The organism is Protofrankia sp. CiP1_Cm_nod3 (genome assembly GCF_982290655.1).
The window spans coordinates 2,035-18,124 of the sequence record NZ_CEVIVD010000097.1 but is presented as its reverse complement, the minus strand read 5'-3'; the positions used below and the strand labels follow the sequence as shown (position 1 = coordinate 18,124).

The window sequence follows — 16,090 nt, the reverse complement described above, 5'->3', positions numbered from 1 at the left end:
AGGATTCCGTGCAGCCGTTGGCGCTAGCGATGATCAGGGGTTCTTGCGCCAGGGGGCGGCGGGGTCGGCGAGGGTGTCGAGGACGAGCTGGCACCAGGTGAGTGCGGCGTTGACCGCAAGGTGGGCGTGGCGGGGGCGCAGGCCGGCGCGGGTGGCGGCCGGGCCATGGCCGGTGCCAGCGCGGTTGCGGAGCTCGGCGACGCCTACTGCGACTCCGGAGACCGCGCCGAGGATCTTCTTCACTGCCTCGCTGCCGTCGGGCCCGGGTGTGACAGCCGAGGGGTGTAGGTCGAGAGCTTGCTGAGCCTGGCGGATGAGCGCGGGGACGTCGTCCTTGTCGTTGACCGGCAGACCGCGTTCGGTCAGGACGACCTTGGCGGTGCTCTCGATGAGTTCCTTGGCGCTGCCGATCGCGAGGGCCGGGTCGTCGATGACCGCTCGTTGGATGCGGTCGAGGTGCTCCCGGATCGCCACCGAGGAAAAACAGGTACCTGGCGCTGGTCGGTGAGGATACCGAACGAGAACGAGAAGTTCTGGGCCATGAACGGAGGCCACGTTATGATCAGGACAATCCAGCTCATGTCGTCGAGGGTATGTGTGATCTCGATCGGGCGTTCGGGCTGGAACGCGGTGGCGGCGAACAGCATGGCGGGCATGAAGAACGTGAAGCAGTCATGCTTTCAGCAGGGTGCAGACGTCGATGTTGCGCTCGAGGCAGGCGCCGGCCTCGTCAAGGCCGAAGACGAACGGCGCGAAGTCGAGGAACCCGACCCAGGTGGCCCCGGCATTGATGTAGGTGAGCCAGTGGTCGGCGACCTGGCGGGCGTTGCCGTGGACGAAACTCCTGCTCTTCATGGCGCGGGAGACCCTGGCCATGACGGCGTCGTTCTCCTCCCTGGTCACCTCGTTGGGCAGCAGGTGCAGCGTGTAGTTGTAGTCGCGTGGACGCGCCAGCTCCACATCTGGCTCCAGCTCCCATTCAGCGTGCGCCATGCGGCCGTAGATCGATGCAAAGGACGTGACGAACTCGCTGTGGTCGATCGCCTTGTCGATCGCGGCCCGGTCCTCGTGGATCAGCGCGATGGCCTCGATGGCGAAGATGAAATCGTCGGGGTCCCGGCCGTACTTCTCCAGCGCGACCTTCATGTCCCTGACGGTCTGTGCGTAGTGCTCGATGTGCGCGAACGCCGCGGGCACGACCGTGAGCCAGCCGTCGGCGTAGCGCGCGGCGATGTCCAGCGCCCTGGGGCCGGCGCCGGCGACGAGCATCCTGGGCCTGTGGGTGCGGGCCCCGCCGATATAGGCGTTCCTGAAGTGCCAGAAGTTGCCCTCGAAGCTGAAGGGTTCGGTCTTCTCCCATAACAGCTGGTAGAGCCGGAAGTGGTCCTCCAGGCGAGCGAGGCCCTCCTTGCGGCTGTAGCCGAAGGGGACCGTGTTCTGCTTCTCTCCCACGCCGACGCACACGACCGAGTTGCCCTGGGACGCGTCCGCGATCGTCATCGCCATGCGCATTATCTCCGCCGGTCCGTTGCGGATGCCGTTCGTCGCTGACACCGAGAGCCCGAGGCTCTCGGTGGCGCCGCCCGCCAGGCCGAGCAGGGTGAACGGGTCGTAGAAGCTGTCGCCGTCGGGCAGGACATTGGCCACGGGGGAGAAACTCTCCCCCCAGGCCACCCGTGGAAGGATCCCGGTCAGGAAGTCCCACGTGAAGACCTGGTCGACTCCGGCCTGCTCGAGACGCTGGGCGTAGGGGATGATGCTCTTGGCGGGCACCCCGCGGACTCCCGGGAACCACACCGCGGTCTGGACGTTCGACACCGTTGTCTCCTTCGTCATTCCAGGGGCGACGCCCATGAGTCCATCGTCAGGGTCTGGGGCGGGCAAGAGTAATCCGCTACTCTCGCTGTGCATGCAGTACGACGCCGTCATGGAGTTACCCTGGCCGTTGACCGGGCGGGCCGCGGAGCTCGACCTCGTCCGGTCGTCCCTGACGTCTCATTCCCCCCGCAGCGTGATGCTCGTGGGGCCAGCGGGAGTCGGCAAGACCCGCCTGGCTCGCGAGGCCCGGCTGCTTGCAAGCAGGGCCGGGCTTTCCAGCGTCTGGGTGACCGCGTCGCACTCGATCGCCCGGACACCCCTCGGGGTGTTCGTACCCCTTCTGCCGGCCCTGGACAGGGAACCCGCTGGCACGGTGCACGACCTGCTCGAACGTTCGGCCCGAGCCCTGGTCAGCCGCGCCCGCGGGCGGGGTGTGGCGCTGTTCGTCGACGACGCGCACATGCTCGACGAAGCCTCGGCGGGTCTGTTGCACCAGCTTGTCGCGAACCACTCGGTTCTCGTCGTGCTCACCGTGCGTGCCGGCGAAGCGGCCCCGGAAGCGGTCACGGCGCTGTGGAAGGACGACCTCGCGCTCCGGTTGGAGCTCTCGCGACTGGACACCAGAGCCATCGACGCGTTGCTCACCGCGGTGCTCGGCCACCAGGTCGACCGCGCTGCCGTCGTCGAGCTCGCCGCGCGCTCCGGCGGCAACGTGCTGTATCTGCGCGAGCTGACCCTGGGCGCACTGGCGGACCGCACCCTGGTCAGGGACGTCGGGGTGTGGCGCCTGAAGGCCCCGCTGGCCCCCTCCGGGCGCATCATGGAACTGGTCGACACACGGCTGCGTGGCCTCGACGACGCGTCGATCGCCCTGCTCGAACTGGCCGCCTACGCGGAGCCCCTCGGCGGCGCCGAGGTGGCGGAGCTCGCCGACCCCGAGCTGATCGACGCGCTGCAGCGACAGGGCCTGCTGGCCAGCGGGTTCGAAGGTCAACGCCTGCAGGTGCGGCTCGCCCACCCGCTCTACGGGGAGGTCCTGCGAGCGCGCACGTCCGCGGTGCGGGTGTCGGCGATGAGCCGGGCGCTGGCAGACAGCGTCGAGCGCACCGGTGCCCGTCGCAAGGGCGATGCACTGCGGATGGGTATCTGGCGCCTTGATGGCGGCGGCGGTCAGCCCGCGCTGATGCTGCGCGCCGCCCGCGACGCACGATGGCACTATGACTTCGCCCTGGCGGAGAGACTGGCGCGCGCCGCTGGGCATGCCGGAGCGGGGTTCGACGCCTGGCTTCTCGCGGGACAGACGCTGGCGCTGCAGGGCCGGCCCCTCGACGCGGAGCGGGAGCTCGCCAGCCTCACCTGTCAGACCCGCGACGACCGCGATCGGGTGCGACTTGCCATCGCCCACATCGACTGTCTGTGGTTCTACCTCGGTCGCATGGACGATGGCCTTCGCGTGGCCCAACTGGCCGAAGCCTCGATCACCGAACAGTCCCTGCGAGACGAGGTGTCGGCCCGACGCGCCGGTCTGCTCCTTGGCAGCCAGGGGCCGGGTGCGGCCGCTGAGGTGGCGGTACCCATGCTCGCCGCCGCCAAAGGGCCGTCACTGGTCTGGTTGGGCCTCGTGGCGTCCTATGGCCTCGGGCGGCTGGGCCGCATCGAAGAGGCCCTCGACGCGGCCGACCGCGGCTACGACGCCGGCATCGTGCTGAGCGAACCGGACGACTGGTACCCCTGGTTCAACCTCTACGCCCGTTGCGAAGCCCTCGCGCACGCGGGCCGCTTCACCGAGGCCGAGGCGCTCGCCAGGCAGGAGCATCAGCGCGGGCTGGAGGAGGGCAGCAGCGAAGCGCGCGCGTGGTTCCTGTGGCACATGTGCCGCACCGCCAGGGACACGGGCAACGTGCAGTCGGCGGGCCGCGACGCCCGGGAAGCCATCGTGCTGCTCCGCCGACTCGGGCGCCTGGGTTTCCAGCACAGTCTCCTCTCCCTGCTCGCCCAGTCCCAGGCACTGTCCGGGGATCATCAGGGCGCACGCGCGACCCTGGCGAGAATCGACGAGCTGGGTGTCCAGCAACCCCGCTGGAGCTGGACGGAGTTCATCAGCGCGCATGCCTGGACCGCCGTCGCCGAGGGCCGGCTGTCCGTCGCGAGAGAGACGTTCGAACGTGCCGCGGAAGCCGGCGAACGTGTCGGCGACCGCACCGGAGCCTGCGCCGCCCTGCACGACATCGCACGCATCGGTGCGCCCCATGCCGTCGTCGACCGGCTCGTTGCTGTGGCTGCCACCGTGGAGGGCGAACTCACGGGCGCGCGCGTCGCGCACGTCCTCGCCCTGGCCGAGGCAGACCCACCAGGGCTTGCCGAGGTCTCGGACAGGTTCGAGGCCATGGGTGTGTTCCTGCTCGCCGCCGAGGCCGCGGCCGACGCCGCCGTGGCGTGGCGCAGGCTCGGCAAGCCCAGGAAGGCCGACGCCGAGCTGCACCGCGCAGCGATCCGGCTGAGCCGCTGCGAGGGAGCGAGAACTCCTGCCCTGGCCCCGATCAGCGTACGTTCACAGCTCACCCCAGCCGAGCGCGAGACCGCTCTCCTCGCCGCGAACGGGCTCACCAGCAAGGAGATCGCTGAGCAGCTTCGCATCTCCGCCCGGACCGTCGACAACCGGCTCCAACGCATCTTCCGGAAACTTGGCATCTCACGACGGGCGGAGCTGGCCGCTCTGATGCGGTAGGACCAGCGAAGCCTCACTCTGGATCCACCTGTGCCCTCATGTCATGTTCTCGGCCGTGAGCCGTGAGCCGTGAGCCGTGAGCCATGAGCCGTGAGCCGTGCGGTGAAGGTCGCGATCTCTGCGCGGACCGATGGTCGTTCAGCCCGGTGCGGGTAGGTCCGTTTCCGTGTGATCAGGCGGTGGTGCCACCGTAGGACGATGCCGGGGTGACCGGATCGCCTTTGCGCTGACACGTAGCGCAGAAGCCCTGGTCAGGGCCTACGGACGAGATCCGGGCACGGACAGGATTCCAGGATCCCGCGGGCGGACGTGAGAACATCGTCGCCGGAGGAGTCTCACGCAACGAGGCAGGGGATGGATCCGATGCATCGTGAACAGCGGGCGGTCGCCGACCGATTATCGCCCGCGCCGGCCGATCTGCCCCCGGCCGCCTGGCCCCTGATCGGCCGGGACACCGAACTCGACGCGCTGACCCACGCCCTCACCGGTGCGGCCCCGCACAGCGTCATCATCGTCGGCCCCGCCGGCGTCGGTAAGACTCGCCTGGCCCGCGAGGCAATGCTGATCGCCGCTGCGGCCGGCCACGAGGCGCGCTGGGTGACGGCGACGCGCTCCGTGGGCGGGCTCCGTTCGGGGCCTTCGCACCCCTGTTGGCCGTGCCCGAGCCAAGGGACGGGCTCGGGCCGGCGGACTCGTTCGAGGGACTGCTGCGGCGGACGGCGTACGCCCTCGTCAACCATGGCGGCGTGGGCCGCCTGCTGCTGTTCGTCGACGACGCGCAGTTGCTCGACGAGGCGTCGGCGGGCCTGATCCAGCAGCTCGTGTCGGCGGACGCCGTGCTGGTGGTTGCCACGGTCCGGACGGAAGAGCCGACGCCCGCGGCGGTGACCTCGCTGTGGAAGGACGACCTTGCGATCCGGCTCCGCCTGAGCGATCTGGCCGACAGCGTCATCGACGACCTGTTGACAGTGGTCCTGGGGGATCAGGTCGACCGTGCCACCGTCGCCGAGATGACCGCTCGTTGCCAGGGCAACGTGCTGTTTCTCCGGGAGCTCGTGCGCGGCGCGCTGGCGGACGGCACCCTGGTCCGCCACGGTGGGGTGTGGCGGATGACCGGAGCGCCGGCGCCCTCGGACCGGATCGTCGAGTTCGTTGGCGCCCGCCTGGCCGGGCTCTCCCCCGATGCTCGAGCGCTGCTGGAGCTGACGGCCTACGGCGAACCTCTCGGGGGCGCGGAGCTCGACGCGCTGGGCGACGAGCGCCTGGTCGAGAAGCTGGAGCGAGAGGGTCTGCTTGTCAGCGCGTTCGACAGCCGCCGTCTGCAGATTCGTCTTGGCCATCCCATCTACGCAGACGTGCTGCGTGCGCAGACATCGGCCGTGCGGGTCGGCGCGATGGCCCGCGCCCTTGCCACCATCGTCGAGCGGACCGGCTGCCGCCGACGCGACGACCTCCTGCGGATCGGGCTCTGGCGCCTCGATGGCGGCGGTGGACAACCCGATGTGCTACTCGAGGCCGCGCGCGCGGCTCGGTGGCACTACGACTTCCCGCTCGCCGAGCGTCTGGCACGTGCCGCCGTCGAGGCGGGGACCGGCTTCGACGGCCGGTTGCTCGCGGCCCAGACGGCCGCCCTGCAGGGACGGGGGGAGGCGGCCGAGCAGGATCTCGCGGAGCTCGCAGGCTGCGTGGCGAACGACGAGGAGCGTGCGCGCGCGGCGATCGCCCGGATCGACGTCCTGTGGCTCTCGCTCGGCCGGATGCAGGACGGACTGCGCATCGCCGAGGATGCGGAGGCCACCATCGCCGACGTCGGCCTGCGGACGGAGGTCTCGAGTCACCGCGCAGGGCTGGTGCTGGGGAGTGAGGGTCCACGGGCCGCGGTGCGCGTCCTGGAGCCGCTGCTGGCCGAGGCGCGGGGACGGTCGCTCGTGTGGATGGGCGTCGTGGGCGCGTTCAGCCTCGGGCGCCTCGGCCGATTACGCGAGGGTCTGGACCTGGCGGACCGTGCGTATGCGGCCGGTGTCACCCTGACGGAACCTGACGACTGGTACCCGTGGTTCAACCTCCATGGCCGCTGCGAGCTCCTCGTGCAGGCGGGCCGGTTCGCGGATGCCGAGCGGCTGGCTCGCGAGCAGCACCAACGCGGCCTTGACGAGGGCAGTAGCGAGGCGCGGGCCTGGTTCCTCTGGAACTTGTCGCGTACCGTCCGCGATCGCGGCAACGTCCGGACCGCGACCCGCGACGCCCGGGAGGCGGCAACCCTGCTGCATCGGCTCGGGCGGCTGGGGGTCCAGCACACGCTGCTCTCACTCCTGGCCCAGGCACAGGCGCTCGCGGGTGACGCCGCCGCGGCGCGGCGCTCCCTCGCGGCCATCGACGCCCTCGGGATCGAGCAGCCACGGTGGAGCTGGACCGACCACCTCGCGGCCCAAGCGTGGACGGCCGTGGCCGAGGGGCGGATCACTCAGGGCCGCGATCTGCTCGCCCGCGCGACCCAGGTGGGCGAGCAGATCGGCGACCGTACCGGCGCAGCAGCCGCGCTCCACGACATCGGCAGGCTCGGGACGCCGCGCCGGGTCGTGGACCACCTTGTTGCTCTCGCCCGAGAGCTGGAAGGCGACCTTGTCGCGGCGCGGGCCGCGCACGTCGTCGCCCTCGCCGAGGAGGATCCACGCGCGCTCGACGCGGTCGCCACGACCTTTGAACACCTCGACGCCGAGCTGCTGGCCGCCGAGGCCGCCGCCGACGCTGCGGTCGCCTGGCGCCGGGCAGGCGACGTCCACCGCGCGGATGCCGGGCTGCACCGAGCGGCAGCGCTCGCGGCGCGCTGCAAGGGCGCCGTCACCCCGGCACTCGCGCCGATCGAGTCGCGGGTGCAGCTGACCGACGCCGAGCGTGAGACCGCGCTGCTGGCCGCGGCGGGACACACCGACCGCGACATCGCGGCCGAGTTGCAGCTGTCCGTGCGGACTGTCGGCAACCGTCTGCAGCGCATATACCACAAGCTCGGCGTGTCCCGGCGGACCGACCTGGCGCGCTTTCTCCGCTGACCGCGCCGACGGGCAACACGCCGCGCGCATCGTCCCGCGTTCGTTCGTGGACGCCTGCTCGTCTGCGCCCAGACAGAGTATGTTCCTACTCTGTTGCGTCCGACATGGCCGGTGTTAGCTTCCCGGCCATGGTCACCACGGAACACGCGCTCACAAGCGCTTCGGAGGGTGTGGAGCGGCGCATCGAGGAGCTGCGTCGACGTCATCCCGTCGAACCGGCCGTCGATGAGGTCCTCAGCACGAAGCTGCGACGTCGGGGGCACGACGTGCACACCGCCCGCAGCGTGGAGGACATCAGCGAGCGCCTCCACGCCTTTCTTGCCCACCGGCTGGACGGCCCCTTCACCATCAGCGGCCTTGCCCGACTGCCGGGCGGCGCGTCGAAGGAGCAGTTCGGCTTCGACCTCGAGTGGACGGAGAACGGCGAACCGCGCCGCGACCGGATGGTGCTGCGGATGAACCCGCCTGCGTCCGTCGTGGAGACGCACCGCGTTCGCGAGTTCCAGCTCCTGCGGGCTTTGGAGGGCGTCCTGCCCGTGCCGCGCGCCTACTGGGTGACCCAGGACCACGCCGAGCTGGGCGAGCCCGCGATGGTCTGCGGCTTCGCCCGTGGTGTCGCCGCGCCGACAAAGGGTGAGCGCAGGGCGTCCGGGCTCGGCACGGTCTACGGGCCGAAGCTGCGGGCCAAGCTCGCCCCCCAGTTCGTCGCCCACCTGGCCACGCTGCACGCCCTGGATCCGTCGACCGTCGCTCTGGACGCATTCGGGGTGCCGGCGGCCGGCACGATGCAGGGGTCGACTGGCGGCTCGGGATGTGGGACAGGGTGTGGGAGGAGGACTCCTTCGAGCCGCACCCGACGGTCACGCTGACCCGCCAGTGGTTGTGGGACAACCGCCCGCCGATCGACCGGATCTCGATTGTGCACGGCGACTACCGCAACGGGAACTTCCTGTTCGACGAGGACACGGGCGAGATCACGGCGATCCTCGACTGGGAACTCAGCCACCTCGGCGATCGGCACCACGACTTGGCGTACGCGATGCTCGGCGGCTGGGGCCACCTGGATGACGAAGGCCGTTTTCTCTGTAGCGGCCTTGTCGACACGGAGACCTTTATCGCGGAGTACGAACGCATCTCGGGCCTCTCCGTGGATCCGGAACGGCTGCGCTACTATACCGTGCTGAACATGCACTGGGTGGTGGTAGCCACCAGCGCATCAGGTATCCGGATCACCGAGGACCGCATGACGCACCTCGACGTGATGATGAATTTCCTCAGCGGCCTCGGTGCGTCGTCCATGGCCGAGCTCAACCGTGTTCTCGAAGGAGCCTGAACCATGGTCCCTACCATCTCACAGCAGTTACGGGGCATCCGTTCGGCCATGGTCAAGTCGATTGTTCCGGCGCTGCCCGCCGACGACAGTTTCGTCCAGGAGCAGGCCGGTCTTGTCCTGGCGACCCTGGAGTGGGTGCTCGACGTCCAGGAGTCCGAGACCCTCTACGAGGCGACCGAACGCGATGAGTACCGCGAACTGCTCGACCGTCTCTCGGCCCTGTCGTCCGTCCCACCACCGACGCGCACGCCGTCCCGGCCCCCGACCCCTCGGCGATCCCCGACCTCGCGCTCCTGCGGGCGGAGGCCCAGGCGCTGAAGGTGGCGGTCGACGCCCGTGTCACGGCGATCGCCGCCGACGGCAGCGCTGAGGACCGCGCCGCGGCTCGCGAGCTGCTGGTGGGCGTCGCCGCCCGCCAGAGCGCGCGCGAGCAGGCGTGGTTCCGGATGACCGGGTTTCCGAGCGAGGTCCCCGGCGACATCCGCTCCGTGCTGACCGGGAACGCCACGACGCCGGTGCGGGACGCGGAGTGAGCGGGCACACGCGAGAGAGGATCGCGCGAGAGAAGACAAGGAGCGGCGAGATCACCCCGGAGCACGGCACGGCGGGCGGCGGCTTACCGGAGCCGATCGACGAGCTCGGGATCTACCTGCTACCGGGCCGGGTGAAGGACCCGGCCCGGGCGATCACGGAGGCGATCGACGCGGAGCGCCTCGGCCTCACCTCGGCGTGGATCGCCGAGCGGCTGGACATGAAGGAACTCGGAGTGCTCTGCGGCGCGGTCGCCGCGAGCACGCAGCGGATCCGCCTGGGCATGGGCTCGATCGCCGCGGGGAGCAGACATCCGCTGATGACCGCCGCCGCGGGTTCCACGATGCAGGAGACGTTCGGTGACCGGCTGCTGCTCGGGCTTGCCCGCGGCCTCGGATCGGTCCTCGGCGACCATGGCATGCCTGTTCCGAAAATGGCCGCGTTCGAGGACTACGCGTCGATCCTGCTGCGCCTGTGGGACGGCGAGACCATCGACTACGACGGTCCGCTGGGACGGTTCCCGAACCTGCGCATGGTTGATCCACCGACGGCACCCCGGCCGCGGCTCCTCCTGAGCGCGTGGTCCCCCCTGCCGAAGGCGACGGCGCTCGCGGCCCGGTTGTTCGACGGCGTCTTCCTTGGCTCGGAGCTGACAGTCGAGGCCGTCGCCGCTGTGTCACGGCGCCTGGACGAGGCGTGTGAGCGGATCGGGCGTGACCCGCGGTCACTGAAGCTCTACGCGATCGTCATCACCGCTCCCGATCTGTCGCCGGAGGAAGAGCTGGCAGTCGTCAACGCACGGATGATTACTCACCTGGACTTCGGCGGGGTCGGCGAACTCATCATGCGTGAGAACGGGTGGGATCCCGAGCCGTTGCGCCGTTTGCTCCGGCAGGAGAAGTTGGAGGGCGGCGGCACGGCCGATCAGAAATTCCACCGGAGCGAACTGCTGGAGCTCGGTACGCAGCTACCGCGGGAGTGGGTGGAGACCGGCTGCGTCGTCGGGTCCGCCGCGCACTGCGCGGCGCGCCTGCGGGAGTACCTCGACGCCGGGGTGGACCACATCGTGCTGCACGGCAGCGGACCGAAACAGCTTGAGGGCCTCGTACGGGCGTGGCGCGGGACGTCCGCATCCGGGACTCCGTAACAGAACTTGTTCGTTCTGCCGGAGCACCGGCACGGTTACCTCTACCGACCGCGAGGGGACGATCAGCGCCGGTGATCCTGCCGGGTGCGGGATGTTGCCGCCGAGGCTGTCAGGGACGGTTCGTCTGACACCGAGTTTGAATTTATGGTCGTCATCCATGGTCGTTGTTTTCGAGGGTGAGCTGTGGATATGGGATGCCCGGCGTGTCGACAGCTGGACGTTCGTCAGGGCGGTCTCAACCGGTCAGTGCACCACCCGCATCGTGCTGGGATCCACAGGGTCCGGCATGAGGCGGACACCCGGATGATGCACTGACCGGTGGAGACCACCCCGTGTCGCGTCAGCCGCTGCGCGCGTCTTCCGGGCCGGTGATCCGTTTGAGCAGTGGCAGGGCCGAGGCGATGATTCCCAGCGCCGTGATCAGCCCGAGGGCGACGAGCAGGTAGTACGCCGTGCCTGGTGAGGTCAGGTTGTAGGTCGTCTGGGATTTCAGGAACATGGCCGCCGCGGCGAAGCCTGTTCCGATCGAGGGGGCAGCTCCTGCCAGCAGCGGCAGCGCACTTTCCAGACCGATGACTCGCTGCACGCGAGCCCGCGGCCGCGTCGGCGGACGCCCGACCGTCGCCACCCCAAGATCATCAGTGCCGCCCGCGACCTACTCCCCAACTCCGAAGCCAGCGTCACCTCGATCGCGAAGCTGTTCGGCGGCAGCCCCAGCACCCTCTACAACCACATCCCCGACCTGCGTGAGCTACGCGCCGCCGGCCGGGGCCGCCACGCACTCACCGCCGCCCCGCCGGCACCCAGCTAGATCATCGCCGTTTGCGGCTGGTGACACGTTTCTTACCGGCACGAAGTCCGCAAGTTCAGCCTGACTGAAGGTTCTTCGCATCGAACCCACGGCTTTTCTGGTGATCAGGTTCGAGGTTGTGGCGGGTTCTGTCCGGTCTTCGTGGATCTGCTCCGCGGGGCCGGTTCAGGTCGGTCGGCTGGCCCAGAAGAGAGCGTGGCCGTTGTCGCCCTCGGGGACGTGCGGTGTGGCTGTGGTCTGTGGATCGTGGCGTCCCTATCCTGTCCGGATGCAGGAATCCACGGCGGGTCACGAACGTCCGGTGCGGGGCTTCGAGCTGATCTGCGAGATCGAGCCGCCGACCCGGCCGGACCTGACCCATGCCCGCCACCAGATCGGCGTCCTGAGCCCCGTCACCGACGCGTTCCTGATCCCCGACAACCACATCGGACGCGCGACGGTGTCGAGCATCGCCGTCGCCCACGAGGTGCAGACGATGGGGGGACGCAGCATCGCCTGCGTGAACTCCCGTGACCGTAACCTGCTCGGCTTCCGCCGCGACCTGCTCACCGCCGCGGCCTACGGCGTCGAGGAATTCCTGTTCGTCCACGGCGACAAACCCACCGCCGGGAACCGGACCAGCGACCTGACCGTGCGCGCGATGATGGGCGAGGCCCGCGCGGCCAGCGAGGATCCGGTCTTCGCGGACATGCCGGCGTTCCGGGTCGGCGCCGCGGCCGGCCTACGTCCACTGCCCACATGGAAACGAGCGGCCGACTTCCTGTTCGTACAGGTCAGCTACTCGGTGGACGCCCTGCTGCGCTGGCGCGACGCCCATCCGGTCGAACTGCCGATCTACGCCGGCGTCATGGTCCTCGCGAGCGCCGGGATGGCCCGCCGCCTCGCCGCGACCATCCCCGACATCGACATCCCCGACGACCTCGTCCAAGCAGTCGAACGGAACCAGGCGGCCGGGGTCGAAGCGGCCTGCGACCAGGTGCTACGGCTACGCGACAGCGGCGCCTTCGCCGGTGTGCACCTCGTCCCGGTTAGCCGCTACCGCCAGGTCGCCACCCGACTTGAGGACCTTCTCTAACCGCCCGGGCCGTTTCTCGCAGCCCACCGGCGCCGACCGCGCCGCCGCACTGCTGACCCCGGCCGCTGAGTGACGCCTCACGCTAATTCCTGTTACGGTCCTCGACCCCCTGGTCGTCGAGGAGGTTCTGGGCGATGGCGGCGTATCTGCTGGCTGTGGAGTGCGACAGGTTGAAGACGAGGGCCAGGTGCAGGGGGTCAGGGCCGACGGTCAGGGCCTCGTGGAGCACACGGTCGGCGCGGATGCGGTCGAGATATATGCCGCGGCGGAGCAGGTGCTCGCTGAGGTAGCGGGGGCTGATTGGGCCAGTGCCCAGGGCGGTCCTCTCGTTGATCAGGACGGCCAGGACCACATCCGGACATCCGTCGCGGTGCTGCGAGCGATCGCTGGAGCGCGCTCCGTCCGTACCACCATCACCCCCGTATGGACCATGCCCGGCTCGCATGCCTCCCACGGGCGCCTCACCAGCGAGGTCCTGCGGCTCATCGACGCCGCACGGATATCAGTGACCTGCTCCAGCTACAACTTCACCCCCCGCTCCCGCATGTGGGAAGCACTCAGGGCAGCATCGGCCCGGCCACAGATGACGGTCACCGTCTACGTCGACGCTGCCGCGGGAACACCGCAACAGATCGCCGATCATTTGCCCGCCGCCGTTGTCTTCCAGACCACCACCCCGGCCGGCGCGACCCGCCCCCTGGTCAGCCACGCAAAAATGATCATAATCGATCATGTCATCATGCTGACGACCAGCGCGAACTTCTCCTACAACGCCGAGAACACCAACATCGAACTCGGGCTACTCGTCCACGACACCGCCATAGCCTCGTCCGTCGAATCCACCATGCGAGCCCAACACGGCGTTCTCTACGAGAGAGTCGTCCCCACTGGAACCGGCCGGACAGGGAGCTGGCGCGGTGACGGGTAACCGCCCCGTTTCCAGCTCCCCATCCGACCAGTCACCCCGGTCGCCCGGTCGTTCCCCAACGTCGGCCTGCGCCCCGGATGGCGCCTGCGAGTCCGCCAGCCCGCGAACGACGTCCGCGATCTGGCGTCGGAGTCCTTCCGCGTCCAGGTTCCGCACGTTGGTCGCGTTCAGATCAATCGCTGGACCGTCCGGCCCCGACGTCACGGTCACCGTCACGTCCCCGACACGGGTCCGAAGCCAGGTGACGACCACCGTGGCACACCCGGTTCCGGCAGCGCCGAGCAACGCCAGGATCGACGGCCAATCCACAACCTCGCCCCAAGCCGCACCGCGGTGGCTCCCCGATCGTCACCTGGTGCCGCTCGACCGGCACGTAAGACACGTCCGCTGCTGGATCGGGGCCGGCAGCGAAAGACTCTCGCTGCTCTGCCCCGAGTGTGCCGCCCCGGACGGAGCTGCCAGTATCCCCTGGCTGGTCGTGCCGTTCCGAGGCGAGGTCAAACCTCCAGAGAGCCTCGGCAGAGCCGTCCCCATCGACACCTGGGTACGACAATCCCCCCGTTTTTTCCTGCGTTTATTAAACGGCCGAAGTGCAGGGACCGTCAATGGCTACACACCGATACTGACAGCTAACGATCCGCGATCGTTATGATCGTGGCAGTAAATCGATCAGCCGGTGCCGCCGTCCCTTCGCGTGCGACATACGACGCGGGGAAACCGGATCCGCTGCGACCGCGGACTCCGATGAGACACGGCGGCCGGCAGCGGATGATCCGATCGACGTCAGCATCTCCACACGTGCGCCGGCGCCCACCTGCGACCGTGGAGCCGTCCAGCGACAACACTTCAGATCTTGAAACATCCCATGAACCCCGCCAAAGGCAGCTCGCGAATATTCGAACGAAAACGCTCCTCGACGGTGTCGCGCTGTGCGCGACACCGTCATATGTCCCTTACGGATTTCGTGCCACCCGGTGCCGTTTGATACACCCCGGTTTCGCCGTCCGGGAACTACGCGATGACGTGTCATCGCAGCCCACAGTGGATGTATTCGCGGATCGGGCACGCCACTCGGACGGCGTGTTCCACCGGTTCTGACCGGAGAAACCGGTCCCGTCTCCGCGCACCCGTGCTACCGACCACCGGGAAACCGCACGACTCACCACCAGATCATGATCGACTGGTCTGTGACCGGGCGGGGCTGGGACGGACGTGCCGCGCGGTCCTCGGAGTCAGCGGGCCTGGCCGGGCAGGGACGTCCAGCGGTCCGGGTTGGGGCCGCCGAGCCAGCGGTCGATGTCCGCGCGCCACCACACCCGGGTGCCGCCCCAGGTCCGGGTGCGATTGACCGTCGCGGCCGGCGCGGGGGCGACGGGATCGATCCGCAGTCGGCGGTCGACGGCCTGCCGGGTCAGGCCGAGGACGACGGCGATGTCGGAGGACCCCACGAACACCGGCGGCTCATCCACGGGACCCGACGATAACCGGCCCGCTCCCAGGCCCGCTCTGGATCCGGGAGGGCGACACCCCGCCGGCATGGGCAGACCACGCCCATGCCGGCACGGCCGCCGACCAGCCGCGATGACAGCCGCGATGAGCGCGGCGATGACATGTCATCGCCGATGCGACCGGTTCTGTTTCCGATGCCGGTTCCGGTTCGACCGGTCTGATTCACCCAGCGAGGGACGCGGGCTTTCGCGTGTCGACGTGCCACCGGATTCCGGGCCGGAGCACGGTGCCGTATGCGCGGAATGAGATGTCCATGATGACGGATGACGAACAGTGATTGCCACGGTGAAGGTGCTGGGGTTACGGGCCCGGGACTTTACCGATGTTGCCGCGGCGGCCCGGCGGGTCGTCGACTACGTCCACGGCACCCCGACCGCATCCGAAACCGTCCGCCACGGCCCTGCGGGCTACTACAGCGCCGGGACGGCTCGCGGGCGGGCGCGGGGTTCCGGCGCGGATCTGCTCGGGCTGCGCGGCCAGGTCGATCCGGTGCACCTACAGCGGCTGCTGTGCGGGCTGCACGCCCGCACCGGACTGCCGGTGCTGCCCGCGGCCGGGTCGGCCGGCCGGGCCACCCTCGGTACCCCGTCGGCCATCGGCACCCCGTCGACGGCGGGGCAGGGGCAGGATGATGTCCTGACCTTGCGGGAGGCGGCGGCGATCCTCGGGGTCGGAGCGTCCTATCTGCGGCGGCTCGCGCAGCGCACCGCCGCGCGCGGCACCGGCAGGCGATCCGACGGCCCGGCCGGCGGGCCGTCCGCGCCGGGCGGCGCGGCGGACACGGACCCGGCGGCCAGCACCGGCGCAGGCCCCGGCGGGGAGCGGCTGGTGGCGGTCAAGGAACCGGGGTCGGGACGGTGGCTGCTCTCCCGGGCCGAGGTGGAACGGTTCGCCGCCGCCCGGGAACCCCCGACGGTGGTGATCGGGTTCGATGTGACCTGCGCGGTCCCGAAAAGCATCAGCCTGCTGTGGGCGTTCGGTGACGACGCGCTGCGCGCGGACATCGCCGCCGCTCTCGACGCCGGGGTGGACACGGTCCTCCGCTACCTGGAGCGGCACGCCACCGTCGGCACGGTCGACGGGACCAACCGGCCCGGCCTGGGCCTGGCCGCCGCCTCCTACCGGCATGAGGTGGCCCGCAGCGACGAGGCCCACCTGCA

At 69.7% G+C, this 16,090-nt stretch carries 13 protein-coding genes and 3 pseudogenes; 10 read left to right on the top strand and 6 right to left on the bottom strand.

Features of this window, described 5'->3' with window-relative positions:
- Positions 1-33 precede the first annotated feature (33 nt).
- Together AC5LUJ_RS17175 and AC5LUJ_RS17170 are read right to left on the bottom strand one after the other, a co-directional pair.
- Positions 34-474 carry an abortive infection family protein gene (locus AC5LUJ_RS17175; protein WP_250284017.1) on the bottom strand — a complete coding sequence of 147 codons (441 nt, stop codon included), beginning with the start codon at positions 472-474 and terminating at the stop codon, positions 34-36.
- A 198-nt stretch (positions 475-672) separates the two neighbouring features.
- Entirely contained in the window at positions 673-1,818 is a 1,146-nt protein-coding gene (locus AC5LUJ_RS17170) for an LLM class flavin-dependent oxidoreductase (protein WP_157180541.1), read from the bottom strand.
- Between the two features lie 34 nt (positions 1,819-1,852).
- On the opposite strand from AC5LUJ_RS17170, the gene AC5LUJ_RS17165 reads away from it, so the two are divergent.
- The 7 genes and pseudogenes from AC5LUJ_RS17165 to AC5LUJ_RS17135 all read left to right on the top strand — a co-directional run bounded on the left by AC5LUJ_RS17165 (position 1,853) and on the right by AC5LUJ_RS17135 (position 10,607).
- Complete coding sequence (locus AC5LUJ_RS17165; RefSeq protein WP_235433663.1) at positions 1,853-4,546, top strand: AAA family ATPase; 2,694 nt, start codon at positions 1,853-1,855, stop codon at positions 4,544-4,546.
- A 354-nt stretch (positions 4,547-4,900) separates the two neighbouring features.
- Positions 4,901-5,113 (top strand): annotated as a pseudogene (locus AC5LUJ_RS17160) (ATP-binding protein); the annotation flags it as partial.
- Between the two features lie 89 nt (positions 5,114-5,202).
- Positions 5,203-7,596: a helix-turn-helix transcriptional regulator gene (locus tag AC5LUJ_RS17155; RefSeq protein ID WP_250284018.1), complete on the top strand. Its 2,394-nt coding sequence runs from the start codon at positions 5,203-5,205 to the stop codon at positions 7,594-7,596.
- A 104-nt stretch (positions 7,597-7,700) separates the two neighbouring features.
- A pseudogene (locus AC5LUJ_RS17150) lies at positions 7,701-8,929 on the top strand (phosphotransferase family protein).
- 3 nt (positions 8,930-8,932) lie between these two features.
- Positions 8,933-9,247, top strand: coding sequence for a hypothetical protein (locus tag AC5LUJ_RS17145; protein WP_250284020.1), 315 nt, complete (start codon positions 8,933-8,935; stop codon positions 9,245-9,247).
- Positions 9,248-9,249: 2 nt separating this feature from the next.
- Entirely contained in the window at positions 9,250-9,462 is a 213-nt protein-coding gene (locus AC5LUJ_RS17140) for a hypothetical protein (RefSeq protein WP_250284022.1), read from the top strand.
- Positions 9,459-10,607 carry a TIGR03857 family LLM class F420-dependent oxidoreductase gene (locus tag AC5LUJ_RS17135; RefSeq protein WP_250284024.1) on the top strand — a complete coding sequence of 383 codons (1,149 nt, stop codon included), beginning with the start codon at positions 9,459-9,461 and terminating at the stop codon, positions 10,605-10,607. Before AC5LUJ_RS17140 ends, AC5LUJ_RS17135 begins: the two co-directional genes overlap by 4 nt.
- Before the next feature lie 340 nt (positions 10,608-10,947).
- On the opposite strand, the gene AC5LUJ_RS17130 is transcribed toward AC5LUJ_RS17135, so the two are convergent.
- Entirely contained in the window at positions 10,948-11,235 is a 288-nt protein-coding gene (locus AC5LUJ_RS17130) for an FtsX-like permease family protein (RefSeq protein WP_250284026.1), read from the bottom strand.
- Positions 11,236-11,686: 451 nt separating this feature from the next.
- Here AC5LUJ_RS17130 and AC5LUJ_RS17125 point away from each other — a divergent pair, with 451 nt between their 5' ends.
- A complete protein-coding gene (locus tag AC5LUJ_RS17125) occupies positions 11,687-12,493 on the top strand; it encodes a methylenetetrahydrofolate reductase (protein WP_493465283.1) in 807 nt (268 codons plus the stop codon).
- Positions 12,494-12,575: 82 nt separating this feature from the next.
- On the opposite strand, the gene AC5LUJ_RS17120 is transcribed toward AC5LUJ_RS17125, so the two are convergent.
- Positions 12,576-12,845, bottom strand: coding sequence for a hypothetical protein (locus AC5LUJ_RS17120; RefSeq protein WP_250284029.1), 270 nt, complete (start codon positions 12,843-12,845; stop codon positions 12,576-12,578).
- Here AC5LUJ_RS17120 and drmC point away from each other — a divergent pair.
- A pseudogene (gene drmC / locus AC5LUJ_RS17115) lies at positions 12,768-13,328 on the top strand (DISARM system phospholipase D-like protein DrmC); the annotation flags it as partial. The gene AC5LUJ_RS17120 and the pseudogene drmC sit on opposite strands and share 78 nt — an antisense overlap.
- Here drmC and AC5LUJ_RS17110 read toward each other — a convergent pair.
- Both AC5LUJ_RS17110 and AC5LUJ_RS17105 read right to left on the bottom strand, forming a co-directional pair.
- Complete coding sequence (locus tag AC5LUJ_RS17110; protein ID WP_493465282.1) at positions 13,293-13,730, bottom strand: effector-associated constant component EACC1; 438 nt, start codon at positions 13,728-13,730, stop codon at positions 13,293-13,295. The pseudogene drmC and the gene AC5LUJ_RS17110 sit on opposite strands and share 36 nt — an antisense overlap.
- A gap of 923 nt (positions 13,731-14,653) precedes the next feature.
- Positions 14,654-14,875, bottom strand: a complete 222-nt coding sequence (locus tag AC5LUJ_RS17105; protein WP_250284034.1) for a hypothetical protein — start codon at positions 14,873-14,875, stop codon at positions 14,654-14,656.
- A gap of 328 nt (positions 14,876-15,203) precedes the next feature.
- Here AC5LUJ_RS17105 and AC5LUJ_RS17100 point away from each other — a divergent pair.
- Positions 15,204-16,090: relaxase domain-containing protein (locus tag AC5LUJ_RS17100; protein WP_493465281.1), on the top strand; the 887-nt coding region annotated here is incomplete at its 3' end.

Coding starts and splice junctions, on each gene's coding strand:
- AC5LUJ_RS17165 (WP_235433663.1), top strand. CDS start 1,853: ATGAGTCCATCGTCAGGGTCTGGGGCGGGCAAGAGTAATCCGCTACTC.
- AC5LUJ_RS17145 (WP_250284020.1), top strand. CDS start 8,933: ATGGTCCCTACCATCTCACAGCAGTTACGGGGCATCCGTTCGGCCATG.
- AC5LUJ_RS17125 (WP_493465283.1), top strand. CDS start 11,687: ATGCAGGAATCCACGGCGGGTCACGAACGTCCGGTGCGGGGCTTCGAG.